General features: G+C 63.6%; 16 protein-coding genes. 12 read left to right on the top strand and 4 right to left on the bottom strand.

Translation table 11 applies throughout. The annotated features are described in order from the left end of the window. Positions 1–98 precede the first annotated feature (98 nt). The gene (locus tag GCN78_RS06315) at positions 99–1,547 is read left to right on the top strand and encodes a M20/M25/M40 family metallo-hydrolase (RefSeq protein ID WP_152250949.1); all 1,449 of its coding nucleotides are present in this window, start codon (positions 99–101) and stop codon (positions 1,545–1,547) included. Positions 1,548–1,603: 56 nt separating this feature from the next. Then, positions 1,604–1,834: a hypothetical protein gene (locus tag GCN78_RS06310; RefSeq protein WP_152250948.1), complete on the top strand. Its 231-nt coding sequence runs from the start codon at positions 1,604–1,606 to the stop codon at positions 1,832–1,834. A 12-nt stretch (positions 1,835–1,846) separates the two neighbouring features. Here GCN78_RS06310 and GCN78_RS06305 read toward each other — a convergent pair whose 3' ends face one another. The 3 genes from GCN78_RS06305 to GCN78_RS06295 all read right to left on the bottom strand — a co-directional run bounded on the left by GCN78_RS06305 (position 1,847) and on the right by GCN78_RS06295 (position 6,436). After that, complete coding sequence (locus GCN78_RS06305; RefSeq protein WP_413465191.1) at positions 1,847–3,313, bottom strand: virulence factor; 1,467 nt, start codon at positions 3,311–3,313, stop codon at positions 1,847–1,849. 152 nt (positions 3,314–3,465) lie between these two features. Beyond that, positions 3,466–5,442 (bottom strand): T6SS effector phospholipase Tle3 domain-containing protein, encoded by a 1,977-nt coding sequence (locus GCN78_RS06300; protein WP_152250947.1) that lies wholly within the window; start codon positions 5,440–5,442, stop codon positions 3,466–3,468. Positions 5,443–5,578: 136 nt separating this feature from the next. Then, the gene (locus tag GCN78_RS06295) at positions 5,579–6,436 is read right to left on the bottom strand and encodes an MBL fold metallo-hydrolase (RefSeq protein ID WP_152250946.1); all 858 of its coding nucleotides are present in this window, start codon (positions 6,434–6,436) and stop codon (positions 5,579–5,581) included. 181 nt (positions 6,437–6,617) lie between these two features. Here GCN78_RS06295 and GCN78_RS06290 point away from each other — a divergent pair, with 181 nt between their 5' ends. From GCN78_RS06290 to GCN78_RS06260, 7 genes are all read left to right on the top strand, one after another. Continuing rightward, the gene (locus GCN78_RS06290; RefSeq protein ID WP_152250945.1) at positions 6,618–6,854 is read left to right on the top strand and encodes a hypothetical protein; all 237 of its coding nucleotides are present in this window, start codon (positions 6,618–6,620) and stop codon (positions 6,852–6,854) included. A gap of 124 nt (positions 6,855–6,978) precedes the next feature. Continuing rightward, the gene (locus GCN78_RS06285; RefSeq protein WP_100873472.1) at positions 6,979–7,227 is read left to right on the top strand and encodes a hypothetical protein; all 249 of its coding nucleotides are present in this window, start codon (positions 6,979–6,981) and stop codon (positions 7,225–7,227) included. A gap of 364 nt (positions 7,228–7,591) precedes the next feature. Next, positions 7,592–8,479: a methylisocitrate lyase gene (gene prpB, locus GCN78_RS06280; protein WP_152250944.1), complete on the top strand. Its 888-nt coding sequence runs from the start codon at positions 7,592–7,594 to the stop codon at positions 8,477–8,479. Positions 8,480–8,560: 81 nt separating this feature from the next. Next, the gene (gene prpC / locus GCN78_RS06275; RefSeq protein ID WP_152250943.1) at positions 8,561–9,715 is read left to right on the top strand and encodes a bifunctional 2-methylcitrate synthase/citrate synthase; all 1,155 of its coding nucleotides are present in this window, start codon (positions 8,561–8,563) and stop codon (positions 9,713–9,715) included. Positions 9,716–9,726: 11 nt separating this feature from the next. Then, positions 9,727–12,321 (top strand): Fe/S-dependent 2-methylisocitrate dehydratase AcnD, encoded by a 2,595-nt coding sequence (gene acnD / locus GCN78_RS06270; RefSeq protein WP_152250942.1) that lies wholly within the window; start codon positions 9,727–9,729, stop codon positions 12,319–12,321. Positions 12,322–12,435: 114 nt separating this feature from the next. Continuing rightward, a complete protein-coding gene (gene prpF / locus GCN78_RS06265; RefSeq protein ID WP_152250941.1) occupies positions 12,436–13,626 on the top strand; it encodes a 2-methylaconitate cis-trans isomerase PrpF in 1,191 nt (396 codons plus the stop codon). Between the two features lie 76 nt (positions 13,627–13,702). After that, positions 13,703–15,598 (top strand): propionate--CoA ligase, encoded by a 1,896-nt coding sequence (locus tag GCN78_RS06260; RefSeq protein ID WP_152250940.1) that lies wholly within the window; start codon positions 13,703–13,705, stop codon positions 15,596–15,598. Positions 15,599–15,633: 35 nt separating this feature from the next. On the opposite strand, the gene GCN78_RS06255 is transcribed toward GCN78_RS06260, so the two are convergent. Further along, entirely contained in the window at positions 15,634–16,356 is a 723-nt protein-coding gene (locus tag GCN78_RS06255) for a S24 family peptidase (protein WP_152250939.1), read from the bottom strand. Between the two features lie 149 nt (positions 16,357–16,505). Here GCN78_RS06255 and GCN78_RS06250 point away from each other — a divergent pair, with 149 nt between their 5' ends. The 3 genes from GCN78_RS06250 (at position 16,506) to GCN78_RS06240 (ending at position 19,031) form a co-directional block, all read left to right on the top strand. Beyond that, entirely contained in the window at positions 16,506–16,922 is a 417-nt protein-coding gene (locus GCN78_RS06250; RefSeq protein WP_152250938.1) for a FeoC-like transcriptional regulator, read from the top strand. Positions 16,923–16,940: 18 nt separating this feature from the next. After that, on the top strand, positions 16,941–17,483 hold the full coding sequence (locus GCN78_RS06245) for a DnaJ-like cysteine-rich domain-containing protein (RefSeq protein ID WP_152250937.1): 543 nt from the start codon (positions 16,941–16,943) through the stop codon (positions 17,481–17,483). A 342-nt stretch (positions 17,484–17,825) separates the two neighbouring features. Next, positions 17,826–19,031 (top strand): phage tail tube protein, encoded by a 1,206-nt coding sequence (locus GCN78_RS06240; RefSeq protein ID WP_152250936.1) that lies wholly within the window; start codon positions 17,826–17,828, stop codon positions 19,029–19,031. The last annotated feature ends 45 nt before the right edge of the window (positions 19,032–19,076 follow it).

Here is a 19,076-nt window from a genome sequence, read left to right as displayed (position 1 = left end):
GCAGTGACAGAATAAATACGCTATCGTGGGAAAAGTCGCGCCTTGCCCCCTGGCCAAGGCGTACCCGCTACGACCTTGTTGACTGGAACTGAAATCACATGCATATCGTCTTGACTGGCGCGCCACTGCGCCGTTCCGCCGTATCCCTTGCCCTTGGCTGCATCGTCAGCGCCGGCGCCTTTGCCGCCGCGCCGGGCAATGCGCCGCAGGCGCTGGCGCAGGTGCGCGACACGGCGCTGCAAAGCGACTGGGCGTATGCCCGCCTGGCCGACATGACGGATCTGATCGGCCCGCGCCTGTCCGGTTCCGCCGGCGCGGCCGCCGCCGTGCGGCAGGTGGCCGACACCATGCGCCAGCTGGGCGCCACCGTCACCTTGCAGCCCGTGAAGGTGCCGCACTGGGTGCGCGGCGTGGAAACGGCGGAAATCGTCGACTACGCGGGCCGTCCGCAGGGCGTGTCGCAGCGCGTGGTGCTCACCGCCCTGGGCGGCTCCGGCGCCACCCCGGCCGCCGGCCTGACGGCGCCCGTGATCATCGTCAAGAGCCTGGATGAACTCAAGGCCCGCGCCTCGGAAGTGAAGGGCTCCATCGTGCTGATCGACACGCCGTTCGACCAGGAGATGGCCGAGCGGGGCCTGGCCGGCGTCACCTATGGCCAGGGTTCGCGCGCGCGCTTCCTCGGACCGAAGGCGGCGGCCGACCTGGGCGCGGCCGCCGCGCTGGTGCGCTCGGTCGGCGGCGCGAATTTCCGCATCCCGCACGCGGGCGCCACGGGCCTGGACGAGAATAAGCGCATTCCCGCCGCCGCCGTCACCGTGGAAGACGCCTTGCTGATCGGCCGCCTGGCCGCGCGCGGCCCCCTGAAAATGCACCTGACCCTGACGCCGAAAAACCTGCCGGAAGCGGACAGCTACAACGTGATCGCCGACTGGCCGGGCACGGACAAGGCCGACGAAGTGGTGGTGGTGTCGGGCCACCTCGATTCCTGGGACCTGGCCACGGGCGCGCACGACGACGGCGCCGGCGTGGTGGCGGCCATGGGCGTGGTGGAAACCCTGAAAAAGCTCGACTACCGCCCACGTCGCACCATCCGCGTGATCGCCTGGATGAACGAGGAAAATGGCGGTCGTGGCGGCCAGGCGTATTTCGAGGCGCACAAGCAGGCTTTGGGCAAGCAGTATGCCGCCATCGAGATGGACAGCGGCGCCGGCCGCCCGTTCGGCATCCTCGCCAGCGTGGGGCCGAAGTCGGAAAAACTGTTCGCGCCCCTGCGCGCCGCCCTGCAGCCGATGGGCGCGCACGCCTTCACGCGCCGCGACGCGCTGGGCACGGGCGACTTGCACCGCCTGGAAACGGGTGGCGTGCCCAGCTTCGAGCCGCTGGTCGACAGCCACAGCTACTTCCACTATCACCACACGCCGGCCGACACGCTGGACAAGGTTGACCCGGAGAACCTGAAGCGCAACGTGGCGCTGATGTCGTCGCTGGCCTGGTTCCTGGCCAATCTCGATGGCGAGATCGGGCGGGCGCCGGAGCAGGGCGAGTAAGGGACGCGGGCGACTGCCTTGCCGGAATCTTCGCAACTTTGCCCACAAGGATTGATATGACACAAAACGACACCGACATCGAGACCGTCAGCGGCCAGATCCGCGCCTACCTGGCCATCCGCCCGCACGGCGTCGACACGCCCGAAGGCGTTGCGCAGTGGTGGCTGGGCGGCGGTTTTCCGCCGGACGTGGTCGAGGCCGCGCTGGAACGGCTGCTGGCCTCGGGCGAGATGGAACGGGTGAACATGGGCCAGCGTCAGCTGTGGCGCGGCGTGCGGGCCGTGTAGCACCGCAGCGCCTTATTTGGAATAGCCCTGCATATCGTCCGCCGCGTCGTGGCGGATGCCCCACCACGGCAGATACGCATGGTTTTCGCCGCGCGCGCGGAACCACGGTTTGTCGTGATTGATGGGCCGCACCGTGGCCGGCGGCGACACCAGCACGCCCGTGACGCTGGCAGGATCGCTGGTGCCCGCCACCAGCACCGGCTTGCCGACGTGGTTCGCATGGGCGATGCCCAGGGCGACATTGGTCAGCGCCGTGCCGGCGCCCATCTCGCCCAGTAGGGCGGGTGTATTGAAGGTCTGCGGCAGGAAGTCGAAATCCGCTACTTCCAGCGTCAGCGAATGCGCCAGCTGGCCCAGACGGTCGGATGACGTGGGCAGGGTTTTATTGGCATCGTGGATGACGTAGCCGATGTCTTCTTCCGTCTTGCCGCCATGGCGCGCCGCTTCGGCAAACACGGCCTGCCACGCTTGCACGGCGCGTGGCGGCTTGTCCTTGGCCAGTTCAAAGTCCGCCACATTTTTCGTAGCAGGATAGCCTATCCACGCCAGCGCCGCCCGCTCCGTTTTGTAATCAGGGCCGGCCAGCACCAGCAGCACCAGGTTTTCATTGATCTGCATGGTCTTCGGCCGGCTCGGCGCATCCCAGTTCATGACCCATACGGTTTGCTGCGGATGCGCTTCCAGATAGGCCAGCGCGGCTTGCAGGGAGACGAAGCCTGCATTGTTGCCGCCCAGGGTGATGCGCACGTCGGGTGGGGTTGCGCGGGTCCAGAGGGTGGGGAAATTGACATTGCCGATGCTGAAGGTGTCGGTGATGCGTTCGCGCGTAGTGTTTCTTGCCTCTTCTGGGTCCAACTTACCCGCAGGCAGGGCATATTCCACGCGGATGCCTGCCAGTTCGCGCCAGTTCTGTTTTTGATCCTTGGGATATACCCGATAAAAGTAGGTGGGGCTGGAGTAGTAAATGTCATGAAATAGACTGGTTAATTTCCGCACATATTTATAGTGATAGCCCTTGAACGTTTCCGTGCCATCGAGATCGTGAGCAATGGGGGCGACGGCCTGCAAGGTACTGAAGCCCCTGGGATCCGTCCTGACCATATCGTCATTCTTGTTGGGTTTTGCCAATCCCAACGTCCATAGCAGCTGCCACTCGGTCGGATAGTCGAGCCGCTGCAGGGGATTGAGCCACTGCAGGCCCACCACTTGTGCCCGGAAGGGAACGTGGGCCGTGCTTGTTGGGTGATCGTCTTCTTTCTGCGCAGGCTGCACGGCGCAGGCCGTCAATAGCGCAAATAGGGAGAAAGCGGCGAGCATGGGCAGCGCAAGGAACTGTTTCATGAGTTCTCCAGGTGAATGGATAGTCTGGTGACCTGCATAGCTTGGCCAGTTGAGCCAGAGCACAAGACAAATGACAATGAAAGATACGGCGAGCGCCCAGGCCAGTCGCTGGCGCGGCGTGGCAATGAACTTACGCACCGTCAGTCCTTAGCGCAAAGTTGGTGGAATGGTCGGCAGGCCTAGCATTCTGACGCTCGTCAACGATGCTTTTCGGTTTTCTGGCAGGGCTGTCTTTGGCGTTAGCCCATTTGTATAAAGATGTTTTTTTGAATTCTCCGCTGTCGTAATACTCAAAAAAACTCGGCGCTATCATCGGTGGCATTGAGAGGCTCTAACAACCTCCAATCCGCCGCTACTCGTAACTCGCGCAACGCCTCCTGCCTGATCGTGCACACCCCCACCGCCACGTCATACGCCAGCGCCTTCTGCGCATGCTCGGGATTGGTCATGATGGTTGAGTGATCGGTGGCGTGGGTGTCGATGTTGGCGGCCAGGTAGTTCTGAATTTCGTTCTTGCGCCAGGCATTGAATTCCTTGCTAGCCTCCTCCGGCTTGTCCACCGCCGTCACAGGCTTGCCTTTTTCCACCCAGCCGTCGCGCCTGGCCTGCATGCGCAGCATGGCGTTCTGTTCATAGCGCAGCGCCGCCTCGGTTTGCGCATCGCCCTTACCCTGGGAACGGTAGGGCGCATACGCGCCATCGGCTTCGGCGGCGCGGTCCTTGTGCAGGGAGTCGGCCGGGGCATCGCAGCCTTCGTCAAACTGATCGCTGATGTCGGCAAAGCGCTTCGAGTGCGGCAGGAATGCCTCGGGCAGCCTGGGCGCCTTCATCGGCAGCCGCCAGGACTTGGGTGGCAGGGCGTTGATGCGCGTGCCGGCAGTCTTGGCGAGAATGATGACGATGGGCGCGAACAAAAAGGTCAGGATTTTGCGCCCGATGCCTTTGCTGGCCCGCATGCCCTTTTCGATCGAGTACTCGGCGACCAGTGAGCGCGGGTGCCAGAAATCGAGGCTGTCCGGCGTCAAGGGCTGGCCATGGCGCTGCCAGATATCGTAGTCCTTTTCATTTTCCTGGCCAACAAGGTGGTTTTGCGCAAACACGCGCTGCGTGAAGACGCCTTCGCCGCCCGTATCGGCAATTTCCTGCGCCGACATGCCGCGCCAGCCTATGCCCTGCACGGGCGTGGCCGAAATCACCTGGTCGTGCGGATTGAAGTACAGGGTGACCCTGCCATAGGTGGAGCCATGCAAGCCGTGGTCTGCGCGGTCGAACGCGGCCGTGTAGCTGTCCTTGCGTTCAGGCTTGCGATTGGCGCTGCACTCGTCGACCAAGTCGGCATCCTGCTGCATGGCCGAGCGTGTGCGCAGGATGTTGAAAAACGCTTTCAAGGTTTGCGTGCGGGCTTCGTACTTTTGCCGGCCCGTGTTGCCATGTTCGTCCGTCAAATGGCCGCTGACCCAGTTTTCCGTGAAATTGCTGTCGAGCAGGCTGTAGGGCGGGTTGCACAGCACGTAACTGTCGGCCACGGCGGAAGCGCCCAGCGTTTCGCCGAGAAAGGCGGCCGCCATGGCCACCATATTGCCCTGGCTATGGCAGACGATGGTGACGGGCGCGTCGTGCTGGCAAGCCCTGATCGACTGCACGAGGCGCGCCAGGCGCCAGGCGGCGAACACGAAATACGGGCGCGGCGGACACGCATACACTTGCCGGTCATTCGTCGGGTTCATGTGCTGGATATGCATCCACAGGAACAGTTCCTCGGACAAGCCCTGGCCCCACAGGTCGGGCAGGGCGCTGCAGCCGTTGGCGAACGGTCCGCCGCCCCAGTAATTCTTTTCGTTGAGATAGATGCCGTCGCCAAATGCCTGCAACTCCTCGCCATTGGCCTTGTAACCCCATCGGAAGCGGATCACGGGCGAATTGGCATCGTCCGCCTGCAGGAAGGTGGTGGCGTTGCGCTTGGGGTTGAGGAAACCGTCGTCCGTCAATTCGCGCGCGTAGGTGGCGGTCTGCATCTGCCCGGCGGCCGGGCCGGGGATCGCCAGATCCTCGTCGCGGCGTTTCAGGCGCGTATTCAGGCCGGCGCACAGGCCTTGCTCGGCTTGCTCATACCATTCGCCGTCGGAATTGACGCCGTGCACGAAGATGACAATGCCGGGACGGGGCAGGCGCGTGACGGCCTGGAGCAGCGGATGGCTGAACAAGGTCGTGCCTTCGGCTTCGGCGAGCAGGATGCAATTGGAATCGAGCGTAGGGTCGGGCGACATGCGGGCGCTCCGTCAACGTGAAAGAGGAAAGGCGCCAAAGCGAACTCAGGCAATCTGCACTGTATGCGGATTGCCTGAGGTGGGACTTGCGTGGTGTCAAGAAAGGCGGAGCGGCGGGCAGGGACCGCCGGGGCGGTCAGATCGCGTTCAGCGGTATTTTGAGGTAGCGCACGCCGTTGTCTTCCGGCTCGGGCAGCTTGCCCGCGTTGATGTTGACCTGGATGGCGGGCAAGATCAATGTCGGCATGTCCAGGGTGGCGTCGCGGCTGGTGCGCATGGCCACGAATTGCTCTTCCGTGATGCCATCGCGCAAGTGGATATTGTTGGCACGCTGTTCGGCCACCGTCACCTCCCAGCGCGGTGCGCGGCCGTTGGGCGGGTAGTCGTGGCACATGAACAGCCGCGTCTGCGGCGGCAGCGACAGCAATCGTTGCGCCGAGCGGTACAGCAGGGACGCGGAGCCGCCGGGGAAGTCGCAGCGGGCCGAGCCCACGTCCGGCATGAACAGGGTGTCACCGACAAACACGGCGTCGCCGATCTGATACGCCAGGTCCGCCGGCGTGTGGCCGGGCACGTGCAGGGCGCGCACTTCCAGTTTGCCAATATGAAACACCTGGTCGGGCGCGAACAGCTGGTCGAACTGTGAACCGTCGGCCCTGGCGCCGTCCTGGTGGTAGACCTGGGCGAAGGCGCGCTGTACCGTCTGGATGGCCGCGCCGATGGCCACATCGCCGCCCAGCTGCTGCTGCAGGTAGGGCGCGGCGGACAGGTGGTCGGCGTGCGCATGGGTTTCCAGCAGCCAGCGGCACTGCAAGCCGTGTTCGCGCACGAAGGCGATCACCTTGTCGGCCGAGGCGGTCGAGGTGCGGCCCGCCTTCGGATCGTAGTCGAGCACGGAATCGATGATGGCGCAATCCCCGCCATCGGCCTTGTACACAACATAGGTGACGGTGGCGGTGGCGGGGTCGAAGAAGGCTTGGATTTGTGGAGTCATCACGGCGGCAAGGGACGGGCAAGGGATGGACAGGACTGGGAAGGTCATTATAGCGCCAGAGTCCGCTGAAAAAATGCTGCAAATTGACATTTGACATGCGAAAAACAGATAAGCGGCCGTCACAGTCGTGCGCACCCTGGCGCTTGCAGCATGGTAACCTCATTCTTCCCAGGAGGAATTCATGAACGATATCACTGCACGAAGCGAACAGTACCGTGGTTTTACGATTTCCGTGACCCCGCAAAAGGATAACGACGATTTATGGGATTTTACCTACCGCCTGCAGCGCGACGGTGAATCCGCGGCGCAGGCGATCACGCGCAGCCGCACCCTGGGCGGTTATGCTGCACCCGAGACGGCTTGCACGGCCGGCCTGGAAGTGGCCAGGACGGAAGTGGATAATCTGCTGCGTCCTTGAGTCAGCGTAAATCGTTTAGCCCGAAAGTGAGCCTGACTACGGCGCGGCGCGTGAAACTCGTCGCCGCCTGCCGCGCTTCGTGCTACGATTTCCACTATTGAGTCAGTCACGAAGGAGGCACCCCATGGATAGCAGTTCTAAAATTCACTATAAAGGCTGGGAAATCGTTCCCCTGGCCGTGCCCACCACCGACGGCAAATGGTCGGCCAGTTGCGACATCGAACGCGCCACCGCGGAAGGCCTGGAAGTGTTCGAAGGCTCGACCATGCAATTCGTGCGCGACGACGAGGATGGCGCCATTGCCGCCGCCTGCGAGGAAGCCGTGCGCCAGATCGACAACATCATCGCCAACCCGCTGGTACGGCTGGCGTAATCCTTTATTCTTTCAGTCATTGTGTTCCGCAGCCGGCATCCGCCGGCTGTTTTTTTGCGCGTTACCGGCCGCACGTCGGCCTGCCTGCCTCCTTTCCCTTCAATGTTGTTGCATGTTTCAATATGTTGTTTCAAAATGAAATTGTGAAACAATAATGAAACGTGGTACAGGGAAAACGTGACCTCGCTGTTCCCTGGTGGCACAGTGCTGGAACGGCGCTGGCCAGCACGGCGCCCCTTGTTTTCACTCTGCGTTCATGGGTTTTTCATCGCGCCGCGCCGGCCTGGCACGGCATTTGCAATACCCATGTTCATAGCCACTCCGTGAAACATTCGCGACCATCCGAAACCCATAAGGTGAACACATGACTCAATACTCCGCAGGTGCCGCATTCCGCAAGGCCGTCCAGGAAGAATCCCCGTTGCAAGTCGTCGGCGCCATCAACGCCAACCACGCCTTGCTGGCCAAGCGCGCCGGCTACAAGGCCATCTACCTGTCCGGCGGCGGTGTCGCGGCCGGCTCGCTGGGCTTGCCCGACCTGGGCATTTCCAGCCTGGACGACGTGCTGACCGATATTCGCCGCATCACCGACGTGTGCGACCTGCCGCTGCTGGTCGATGCCGACACGGGCTTCGGTTCCTCCGCCTTCAACGTGGCGCGCACGGTGAAATCGATGATCAAGTTCGGCGCGGCCGGCCTGCACATCGAAGACCAGGTGGGCGCCAAGCGCTGCGGCCACCGTCCGGGCAAGGAAATCGTGAGCAAGGAAGAAATGGTCGACCGCATCAAGGCCGCCGTCGACGCGCGCACGGACCCGAACTTCGTCATCATGGCGCGCACCGATGCGCTGGCCGTCGATGGCCTGGAAGCGGCACTGGAACGCGCCGTCGCCTGCGTGGAAGCGGGGGCCGACATGATCTTCCCGGAAGCCATCACCGACCTGGACATGTACGCCACGTTCGCCAAGGCCGTCAACGTGCCGATTCTGGCCAACATCACGGAATTCGGTGCCACGCCGCTGTTCACCCTGGACGAACTGCGCAGCGCCCATGTGGGCCTGGCCCTGTACCCGCTGTCGGCTTTCCGCGCCATGAACAAGGCGGCCGACAACGTCTACCGCGCGCTGCGCCGCGACGGCACGCAAAAGAACGTCGTCGACACCATGCAGACGCGCATGGAGCTGTATGAATCGATCAATTACCACGACTTCGAGCAAAAGCTCGACGCGCTGTTCGCCGCGCAAAAGAAATAAGAAAAGAAAAGTAAAGAAGCAGGGGCCGCATGCCGGCCCCGCAGTGACGCAACCGAGACTAGTCAATTTTTGGAGAAATCAATGAACGCACCGCAAGCCGCCACTTTCAAGCCTAAAAAATCCGTCGCCCTGTCCGGCGTCACCGCCGGCAATACGGCGCTGTGCTCGGTCGGCAAGACCGGCAACGATTTGCACTACCGCGGCTATGACATCCTGGACGTGGCCGACAGCTGCGAGTTCGAGGAAATCGCCTACCTGCTGGTGCACGGCAAGCTGCCGACGTCCGCCGAATTGAAAGGCTACAAGGCCAAGCTGAAATCGCTGCGCGGCCTGCCGTCGGCAGTGAAATCGGCGCTGGAAGCCTTGCCCGCCGCCGCCCACCCGATGGACGTGATGCGCACGGGCGTGTCCGTGCTGGGCTGCACCCTGCCGGAAAAGGACGACCATAATGCGCCAGGCGCGCGCGACATCGCCGACCGCCTGATGGCGTCGTTCGGCTCCATGCTGCTGTACTGGTACCACTACAGCCATAACGGCAAGCGCATCGAAGTGGAAACGGACGACGACTCGATCGGCGGCCACTTCCTGCACCTGCTGCACGGCGAAAAACCGTCCGCGTCGTGGGAAAAAGCCATGCACACCTCGCTGATCCTGTACGCGGAACACGAATTCAACGCCTCGACCTTCACCAGCCGCGTCATCGCCGGCACGGGTTCGGACATCCACTCGGCCATCACGGGCGCCATCGGCGCGCTGCGCGGTCCGAAACACGGCGGCGCGAATGAAGTGGCGCTGGACATCCAGAAGCGCTACGACAACGCCGACGAAGCGGAAGCGGACATCCGTGAGCGCGTGGCCAACAAGGAAGTGGTGATCGGCTTCGGCCACCCCGTCTACACGATTTCGGACCCGCGCAATAAAGTCATCAAGGAAGTGGCCCGCTCGCTGTCGCAGGAAGCCGGTTCCACCAAGATGTTCGACATCGCCGAGCGCCTGGAATCGGTCATGTGGGAAATCAAGAACATGTTCCCGAACCTGGACTGGTTCTCGGCCGTGTCGTACCACATGATGGGCGTGCCGACGGCGATGTTTACGCCGCTGTTCGTCATTTCGCGCACGTCGGGCTGGGCTGCCCACATCATCGAGCAGCGCATCGACAACAAGATCATCCGCCCGAGCGCCAACTACGTGGGACCGGAAGACCTGGAATTCGTGCCGATCAAGGACCGCAAATAATGGTTACGAACATGAATACACTGCACCGAAAATCCTTGCCGGGAACAGGGCTCGATTACTTCGACACGCGCGCCGCCGTCGATGCGATCGCCCCGGGCGCCTACGCCACCTTGCCCTACACCTCGCGCGTGCTGGCCGAAAACCTCGTGCGCCGCTGCGACCCGGCCACCCTGAACGCGTCCCTGAGCCAGTTCATCGAACGCCGCCGCGACCTCGATTTCCCATGGTTCCCTGCCCGCGTCGTGTGCCATGACATCCTGGGCCAGACGGCCCTGGTGGACCTGGCCGGTCTGCGCGACGCCATCGCGGCCCAGGGCGGCGACCCGGCCCTGGTCAACCCGGTGGTGCCGACGCAGCTGGTGGTCGACCATTCGCTGGCCGTCGAATGCGGCGGTTTCGATCCCGACGCCTTCGCCAAGAACCGCGCCATCGAAGACCGCCGCAACGAAGACCGTTTCGATTTCATCGACTGGACCAAGAAGGCGTTCAAGAACGTTGACGTGATCCCGCCGGGCAACGGCATCCTGCATCAGATCAATCTCGAGCGCATGTCGCCCGTGATCCAGGTGCAGGGTGGCGTGGCCTATCCCGACACCCTGGTGGGCACGGATTCGCACACGCCCATGGTCGATGCGCTGGGGGTGATCGCCATCGGCGTGGGTGGCCTGGAAGCGGAAAGCGTGATGCTGGGCCGCGCCTCGTGGATGCGCCTGCCCGACATTATCGGCGTCAAGCTGACGGGCAAACCGCAGCCGGGCATCACGGCCACCGACACGGTGCTGGCGCTGACGGAATTTTTGCGCAAGCAGAAGGTCGTCTCGTCCTACCTGGAATTCTTCGGCGAGGGTGCTTCGCACCTGACCCTGGGCGACCGCGCCACGATTTCCAACATGGCGCCGGAATTTGGCGCCACGGCCGCCATGTTCTACATCGATGCGCAAACCATCAAGTATCTGAAACTGACGGGCCGCGACGACGAGCTGGTGAAACTGGTGGAGCTGTACGCGAAAGAGACGGGCTTGTGGGCCGACAGCCTGGTCGACGCGCAATACGAGCGCGTCTTGAGCTTTGACCTGTCGTCCGTGGTGCGCAATATCGCCGGGCCGTCGAATCCGCACAACCGTGTGCCGACGTCTGAACTGGCCGCGCGCGGGATCTCCGGCGTGGTGGAAAACGAGCCGGGCAAGATGCCGGACGGCGCCGTCATCATCGCGGCCATCACCAGCTGCACCAACACGAACAACCCGCGCAACATGATCGCCGCCGGCCTGATCGCGCGCAACGCGAATCGCCTCGGCCTGACGCGCAAGCCGTGGGTGAAATCCTCGCTGGCGCCCGGCTCGAAAACCGTGGAACTGTATCTGCAGGAAGCGGGCCTGCTGCCGGAGCTTGAAAACCTGGGCTTTGGCGTCGTGGCTTTCGCCTGCACCTCGTGCAACGGCATGTCGGGCGCGCTCGATCCTGTCATCCAGGAAGAAGTGGTGTCGCGCGACCTGTACGCCACGGCCGTTTTGTCGGGCAACCGCAACTTCGACGGCCGCATCCACCCGTACGCGAAGCAGGCCTTCCTCGCTTCGCCGCCGCTGGTGGTGGCGTATGCGATCGCCGGCACCATCCGTTTCGATATCGAGAAGGATGTGCTTGGACATGACGCGGATGGCAAGCCGATTTTATTGAAGGATATCTGGCCGTCCGACGAGGAAATCGACGCCATCGTCGCGTCCAGCGTCAAGCCGGAGCAGTACCGCAAGGTGTACATCCCGATGTTTGCCGCGCAGGCGGACGACGGCATCAAGGTCAGCCCCCTGTACGACTGGCGTCCGCAGACGACGTACATCCGCCGTCCGCCATACTGGGAAGGCGCGCTGGCTGGCGCGCGCCCATTGAAAGGCATGCGTCCGCTGGCCGTCCTGGGCGACAACATCACGACCGACCATTTGTCGCCATCGAACGCCATCATGCTCGATAGCGCGGCCGGCGAATACCTGGCGAAAATGGGTTTGCCCGAGGAAGACTTCAATTCCTACGCCACGCACCGGGGCGACCATTTGACGGCGCAGCGCGCCACGTTTGCCAACCCGACCCTGAAAAACGAGATGGTCATCGAGGACGGCAAAGTGAAAGCGGGTTCGCTCACGCGCATCGAGCCGGAAGGCACGATTTCGCGCATGTGGGAAGCCATCGAGGTGTACATGGAGCGCAAGCAGCCCCTGATCATCATCGCCGGCGCCGACTATGGCCAGGGTTCCTCGCGCGACTGGGCCGCCAAGGGCGTGCGCCTGGCCGGCGTGGAAGCCATCGTGGCCGAAGGCTTCGAGCGCATCCACCGCACCAACCTGGTGGGCATGGGCGTCTTGCCGCTGGAATTCCTGCCTGGCGTGAACCGCAAGACCCTGGGCCTCGATGGCAGCGAAACCTACGACGTCGTGGGCGAGCGCACGCCGCGCTCCACCTTGACCCTCGTCATTCACCGCAAGAACGGCGAAACGGTTGAAGTGCCCGTCACCTGCCGCCTCGACACGGCGGAAGAAGTGTCGATCTACGAGGCCGGCGGCGTCTTGCAGCGCTTCGCGCAGGATTTCCTCGAGTCGTCGAAAGCCGCGTAGTGGCGATGTGATCGTGCAATTCACCCCAAAGGCAAGGTCTGGGGTCGGACCCTCAGGGGCCGACCCCGGCAATTCGCCGTTGGGTTTAATCAGCCATTCAACGCAGGAATTTCAATGACCCACACCCCCCAAATCAAGATCCCCGCCACCTACATGCGCGGCGGCACCAGCAAGGGCGTGTTCTTCCGCCTGCAGGATTTGCCCGTCAGCGCGCAAGTGCCGGGCGCGGCGCGCGATGCCTTGCTGCTGCGCGTGATCGGTAGCCCCGACCCGTACGGCAAGCAGATCGACGGCATGGGCGGCGCCACCTCGAGCACCAGCAAGACGGTGATCCTGGCCAAAAGCGCCAGGCCTGAGCACGACGTCGACTATCTGTTCGGCCAGGTCTCCATCGACAAGCCATTCGTCGACTGGAGCGGCAACTGCGGCAACCTGTCGGCCGCCGTCGGCTCGTTCGCCATCGCCAGCGGCCTGGTGGACCCCGCCCGCGTGCCGGCAAACGGCATCGCCACGGTGCGTATCTGGCAAGCCAATATCGGCAAGACCATCATCGCCCACGTGCCCATGACGCATGGCGAAGTGCAGGAAACGGGCGACTTCGAGCTCGATGGCGTGACCTTCCCGGCCGCCGAAGTGAAACTGGAATTCATCGATCCGGCCGCCGAGGAAGAGGGTGGCGGCGGCGCCATGTTCCCGACCGGGAATCTGGTCGACGACCTCGACGTGCCCGGCATCGGCGTGCTGAAAGTCACGATGATCAACGCCGGCATCCCGACGATTTTTGTCGATGCGCAGGCCATCGGCTACACGGGCACGGAACTGCAGGACGCCATCAATGGCGATCCGGCCGCGCTGGCCCGTTTCGAGACCATCCGCGCGCATGGCGCGCTGCGCATGGGTTTGATTTCCCACCTGGACGAGGCGGCGAAGCGCCAGCACACGCCGAAAGTGGCATTCGTCGCCAAGCCGGCCAGCTATGTCTCGTCCAGCGGGAAAAAGGTGGCAGCCGGTGATATCGACCTGCTGGTGCGCGCCCTGTCCATGGGCAAGCTGCACCACGCCATGATGGGCACGGCCGCTGTCGCCATCGGCACGGCGGCGGCCATTCCCGGCACCCTGGTCAACCTGGCGGCGGGCGGCGGCGAAAAAAGCAGCGTGCGCTTCGGCCACCCGTCCGGCACCTTGATGGTGGGGGCGCAAGCGCAGCAGGTCGATGGCGACTGGAGCGTCACCAAGGCCATCATGAGCCGTAGCGCGCGCGTGTTGATGGAAGGCTTCGTGCGCGTGCCCGGCGACGCGTTTTAGGAAGAAATACGCAGGCAGGTGGTACACATCAGCGGCGCCCAGGCCCGCTACAGATTGCACGCACACCGGAGGAGACATGAATTTCGCAGCATTTTACCAACGCTCGATCGACACGCCCGACGCTTTCTGGCGCGAGGAAGCGGACAAGATCGACTGGCATGCCCCGTTTTCGCAAGTGCTCGATTATTCGCGGCCGCCATTCGCCAAATGGTTCGTTGGCGGTACCACCAATTTGTGCCACAACGCCGTCGACCGCTGGGTCGATAGCCAGGGCGATGCGCCCGCCCTGATCGCCATTTCCACCGAAACGAACACCGAGCGCAGTTACAGCTTCCGCGAACTGCAGCGCGAAGTGGAGCGCTGCGCCGCCATGTTGCTGTCGCTGGGCGTGGTCAAGGGCGACCGCGTCCTGATCTACATGCCGATGATCGCCGAGGCGGCCTTCGCCATGCTCGCGTGCGCGCGCATCGGCGCCGTGCATTCCGTGGTGTTCGGCGGCTTTGCCGCCAACAGCCTGGCCAGCCGCATCGACGATGCGCAGCCCAAGCTGGTGTTTTCCGCCGATGCCGGTTCGCGCAATGGCAAGGCGATTGCCTACAAGCCGCTGCTCGACGAGGCCATCCGCATGGCCGCGCACAAGCCGCGGCAAGTGCTGCTGGTCGACCGCCATCTGGTGCCGATGGAACTGACGCCTGAGCGCGACGTCGATTATGCGACCCTGCGCGAGCAGCACCTGGATGCGCGGGTGCCCGTCACCTGGCTCGAATCGAACGAGCCGTCGTACGTGCTGTACACCTCGGGCACGACGGGCAAGCCGAAGGGCGTGCAGCGCGACGTGGGCGGCTATGCGGTGGCGCTGGCGTCGTCGATGCAGTACAACTTCTGCGGCAAGCCCGGCGAAACCTTCTTTGCCACCTCGGATATCGGCTGGGTGGTGGGCCATTCCTACATCGTGTATGGCCCGCTGATCGCCGGCATGGCCACCATCCTGTACGAGGGTTTGCCCATCTGTCCCGATGCGGGCATCTGGTGGAGCATCGTCGAGAAATACAAAGTCACGCGCATGTTCTCGGCGCCGACGGCCATCCGCGTGCTGCGCAAGCATCCGGTGGAACTGATGCGCAAGTACGACCTGTCGTCACTGAAGGCGCTGTACCTGGCGGGCGAGCCGCTCGATGAAACCACCTCGCAATGGATCGCCGACGAACTGAAGGTCGACATCATCGACAACTACTGGCAGACGGAGACGGGCTGGCCTATCCTCTCGGTGGCCAAGGGCGTGGCCGACACGCCGACACGCCTGGGCAGCCCGGGCATGGCCATGTACGGTTACCAGGTCAAGCTGCTCAACGAGGCGACGGGCGAGGAGTGCGGCGCCAACGAGAAGGGCGTGCTGGTGCTGGAAGGCCCGCTGCCGCCCGGCTGCATGCAGACGGTGTACGGCGACGACGAGCGCTTCGTCGACACCTACTGGTCCACTTTCAGCGGCCGGCAAGTGTATTCGACGTTCGACTGGGGCGTGCGCGATGCGGACGGCTATTACTTCATCCTGGGGCGCACCGATGACGTGATCAACGTGGCCGGCCACCGCCTGGGCACGCGCGAAATCGAGGAAAGCATCACCAGCCATCCGAATGTGTCGGAAGTGGCCGTGGTGGGCGTGGAAGACAAGCTCAAAGGGCAGGTGGCGATGGCTTTCGTGATCCTGAAGAACCCGCAGGGTGTCGACAGCGTCGAGGCGAAAGCGGCACTGGAACGCGAAGTGATGGCCGTGGTCGACCGCCAGCTTGGCGCCGTGGCGCGGCCTGCGCGTGTGCTGTTCGTGTCGCAGTTGCCGAAGACGCGTTCGGGCAAGCTGCTGCGCCGTTCGATCCAGGCCATCTGCGAAGGACGCAGCCCGGGCGACCTGACGTCGATGGACGATCCGGCATCGCTGCAGCAGATCCAGGCGGTGCTGGCGTCAGCGCCATGACGGAAACGAAGTTTATCAATCGATAAACTTCGTTTTCAGATACGGTCGCTTTCCTTGCGCACGACCCTGCCCACGATCAGGCATTCATTGCCGCGGCACAGCTTGCGGTGGTATTTGCGCTGATCCGGGTTGTCCGACGTCAGCCACCATTCGCCGATATCGCGCGCCATGCGCTTGACCACCGGCTCGCCTTCGTAATTGATGGCAAACACAATGCCATCGGCCGGCCGGTTGTCGGCCGTGTTGATGATCACCACGTCGTCCTCGTACAGGGCCGGCTCCATGCTCTCGCCCTTGACCTTGATCGCCACCAGTTTTTCAGGGTGGTAGCCATTGCGCTCGACCCAGCTGCGCGGCACGCTGATGGTGCTGCCGTCGTGCGTTTCCGGTTCGATGGCAAAGCCCGTGATGCCAGCCGACAGGCGCAGCTTCACCTTGCGGATCGGGTAGAAGCGCTCATCCTCGCCATCGACCACCACCACCGGTTGTACTTCACCCGGCGCGCCCAGGGCACGCGCGGCCAGCGTCGCCTGGTCGGGCGCCGCACCCTGGTCGAAGTACATGCTGTCGAGCTGCAGGTCCGCTTCCAGCTTGCGCGCGATCTTTTCGCTGAAGGCGCGTCCTTCGCGGTACGTGGGCGAGAGGATTTGCGAGATACGCGCCTCGCTCCAGCCGCTGACGTCGGAAATTTTCTTGCGCGTGTTGTCGTAGTGCTCGCGGATCAGGGCCAGCAGGCGGTCGCGTCTGTATTGATACATATTCATCTCCACATTAAACCTGAAATTTACCGTTTGATAAATTACCAAATGCTTGACTTTAACATTAGCGATTGATAAAGTCCACTCGTTGCCTGTCGCAAACGCACTACAGCGTTTGCCGGTGGGCAGCACCACGGGAGGTCAGGCAGATGTTGAACAGCAGTCAGTTGGTTGAAGGCAGGGCGGCGCCACGGCAGGGGCGCCAGTTACAGGGACGCAGCAAGAAGTCGCAGCTGCATATCGCCCGCATCGCGCAGTACATCCGCGAGCAGGGCCAGGCCAGCGCGGCGCAGTTGTCCGCCTTGCTGGGACTCGATGCGGGCACCATGAGCCGCTATCTGCGCCACATGTGCGGCATGGGACAGATTCACCTGGCGCAGCGCCATTGCACGGAACCGGGGCGCCAGCGGCCCGCCCTGTATGCGCTGGGCGAGCAGGACGACGAGGTTGACGGCTGGGCCGAACTGCCGCCGCAGGTGCGCCGCACGGCCAGCTGGGCGCGCGGCACGGCGCACCGCGATCCGCTGGTGGCGGCGCTGTTTGGCCCGGCACGGAATAACGATTAGCATCAACGAGGAGAAATCATGGGATTTGCAGAAAAATTCATCGCATCGCTGTCGTCGCGGAACCTGCGCGACGATGCCGTCCACCACGACCTGGACGTGATCGCGGCGGCCGCGCTGGCCGGCGACATGGGCGCCTTGCTGTGCCGCGTCAAGTACGCGGACGGCACCATCAGCCGCCTGTTCGAGGGCAATGCGGGCAACCTGGCCCAATTGCTGCGCGCCTGGACGGCGGCCGTGACGCAGAGGGGCCGCGCGCGGCGCTGGGTCAAGGCGCAGACGGCCTGGGATGCGCAGGCGGCCAATACCTTGTACCGCCGCGTGGCCGAAGCGTCGCTCGCGCATTGGCTCGACAGCAAATGCAAGGTCTGCCACGGCACGGGCGTCGTCGCCGCCATGCAGGCCGGCGCGCCCGTCGTTTGCAAGGCGTGCCACGGCGCCGGCGAAGCGGCCATCAGCTGCTCCGGCGGCTTCGAGCTCGAACGCATCAAGGACATGGTCAGCGAACTGGAAGCCATCTTCCAGTCGCACGGCGCCCGCGCCATGCGCCGCCTCGGTCACTGACAAATTTTTTGCAATATGCCTGGCGCTGAAAAAAACGCCCCTACAATAGAGTCTCGATCAGGCAGCAACAGCAACACCGGCAACACCCGTCACACCGCAGTACACCACATGCTTCTCCACTCGTAATAGACGCGCTTTCGGCGCGACACCGATAGGGGAATTCAGCGCAGCGAACGGCCTTCATGGCCCCTTCGCCCATCTTCCGTCCGGCATGGCCCCGCGCCATCTGGACGCCAGCCCGCCACCTCACCGTGTGCGGGCTTTTTCGTTTCATCGCCCATTTTTCAGTTTTTCCCACAAGGCCGCTCCGGCGGTTTTCATCCCACGAAAGGTTTTACAACTATGGCATCGACAGCAAACGGTATCGACAGCTTGATCGTTATCAGCAAACAAAGCGCCGAAGGCAGCAAGGCCGCCGCCGGCGGCGGCCAGATTTATCCCCGCGTCACGGCCACCTTCGACACGGAAGCGGACAAATACGCGAGCGCCGAAATCGACGCCAGCCAGCAGCAGGGCGATACCCGTCTGGGCAACTTCCGCACCACGGGCGCCATCAAGGCCGAAGCGGCGTGCGGCACGTATGCACCGCTGATGGCCGCGCTGCTGCGCCGCGATTTCACGGCAGGCGGCGTGGCTGCCGCGCAAACCACCATCGCCGCTGCCGCCACGGGCCTGACGCGCAGCGCCGGTTCCTGGCTGGCGGAGGGTTTCCGCGCCGGCAGCGTGGTGCGCATCACCGGCATGACGGCACCGGCCGCCGCCAACAACGCGAAGAACTTTTTCGTCACGTCGGTGACGGCCACCAACCTGAATGGCCAGTTTATGGATGGTTCGGCGATGATCGTCAAGGCGGCCGGCGACTCGGTCGGCGTGGCGGCGGTGGGCAAGCGCAGTTTCACCCCGTTGACGGGCCATACCACCGACTGGTTCACGGCCGAAGTGCAGGACCCGAAGATCGGCGTGCATCGCAGCTTCGTCGACCAGCTGGTCAGCAAGATGGACATCGCCGTGCAGCCGAACGGCATCACCAGCCTCGATTTCACCCTGATGGGCAAGGCGGAAGGCCCGACCACGGCCGTGCCGTACTTCCCCACGCCGCTGGCCGCGCCGGGTTCCGGCAAGTTCTCGGGCGCCACGGCCATGCTGTCCGTGAACGGCATCCCGTCGCAGATCTGCACCGGCATGTCCGTCTCGCTCGACGGCCAGGTCAAGGTCGATCCGGTGATCGGCTCGAAGTACGCCACGGCCGCCTCGCGCGGCAAGGTGATGGGCTCGGGCCAGTTCACGGTGTTGCTGCAGGACGCCACCTACCTCGACTACTTCAAGTCCGAGACGGAAATCCCGCTGGCCTACGCCATGGCGTCGGGCACGGCGCCGACGGCCGACGTGCTGGCGCTGGCCATGGGCCGCATCAAGATCACCTCGGCCAAGATCGACGACGGCGAAAAAAACAAGATCGTCACCTGCGCCTTCGACGTCCTGCGCTACAAGGGCACCGACGCGCAGCATGAAGCGACCACCCTGAGCATCCAGGACAGCGCGCTGTAAGCGGCTAGCGTCTGTACCGGGGCCGCCGTGATGGCGGCCTTTTTT

Origin of the sequence: Janthinobacterium rivuli (genome assembly GCF_009208735.1) — a bacterium.
In the GTDB taxonomy this organism is placed as follows: Bacteria; Pseudomonadota; Gammaproteobacteria; order Burkholderiales; family Burkholderiaceae_D; genus Janthinobacterium.
This window is presented reverse-complemented; position numbering and strand designations above follow the sequence as displayed.

Bases quoted from the DNA above. Each gene is read 5' to 3' on its own strand.
- GCN78_RS06315 (WP_152250949.1), top strand. From the start codon at position 99: ATGCATATCGTCTTGACTGGCGCGCCACTGCGCCGTTCCGCCGTATCC.
- GCN78_RS06310 (WP_152250948.1), top strand. From the start codon at position 1,604: ATGACACAAAACGACACCGACATCGAGACCGTCAGCGGCCAGATCCGC.
- GCN78_RS06300 (WP_152250947.1), bottom strand. From the start codon at position 5,442: ATGTCGCCCGACCCTACGCTCGATTCCAATTGCATCCTGCTCGCCGAA.
- GCN78_RS06295 (WP_152250946.1), bottom strand. From the start codon at position 6,436: ATGACTCCACAAATCCAAGCCTTCTTCGACCCCGCCACCGCCACCGTC.
- GCN78_RS06290 (WP_152250945.1), top strand. From the start codon at position 6,618: ATGAACGATATCACTGCACGAAGCGAACAGTACCGTGGTTTTACGATT.
- GCN78_RS06285 (WP_100873472.1), top strand. From the start codon at position 6,979: ATGGATAGCAGTTCTAAAATTCACTATAAAGGCTGGGAAATCGTTCCC.
- prpB (WP_152250944.1), top strand. From the start codon at position 7,592: ATGACTCAATACTCCGCAGGTGCCGCATTCCGCAAGGCCGTCCAGGAA.
- prpC (WP_152250943.1), top strand. From the start codon at position 8,561: ATGAACGCACCGCAAGCCGCCACTTTCAAGCCTAAAAAATCCGTCGCC.
- acnD (WP_152250942.1), top strand. From the start codon at position 9,727: ATGAATACACTGCACCGAAAATCCTTGCCGGGAACAGGGCTCGATTAC.
- prpF (WP_152250941.1), top strand. From the start codon at position 12,436: ATGACCCACACCCCCCAAATCAAGATCCCCGCCACCTACATGCGCGGC.
- GCN78_RS06260 (WP_152250940.1), top strand. From the start codon at position 13,703: ATGAATTTCGCAGCATTTTACCAACGCTCGATCGACACGCCCGACGCT.
- GCN78_RS06255 (WP_152250939.1), bottom strand. From the start codon at position 16,356: ATGTATCAATACAGACGCGACCGCCTGCTGGCCCTGATCCGCGAGCAC.
- GCN78_RS06250 (WP_152250938.1), top strand. From the start codon at position 16,506: ATGTTGAACAGCAGTCAGTTGGTTGAAGGCAGGGCGGCGCCACGGCAG.
- GCN78_RS06245 (WP_152250937.1), top strand. From the start codon at position 16,941: ATGGGATTTGCAGAAAAATTCATCGCATCGCTGTCGTCGCGGAACCTG.
- GCN78_RS06240 (WP_152250936.1), top strand. From the start codon at position 17,826: ATGGCATCGACAGCAAACGGTATCGACAGCTTGATCGTTATCAGCAAA.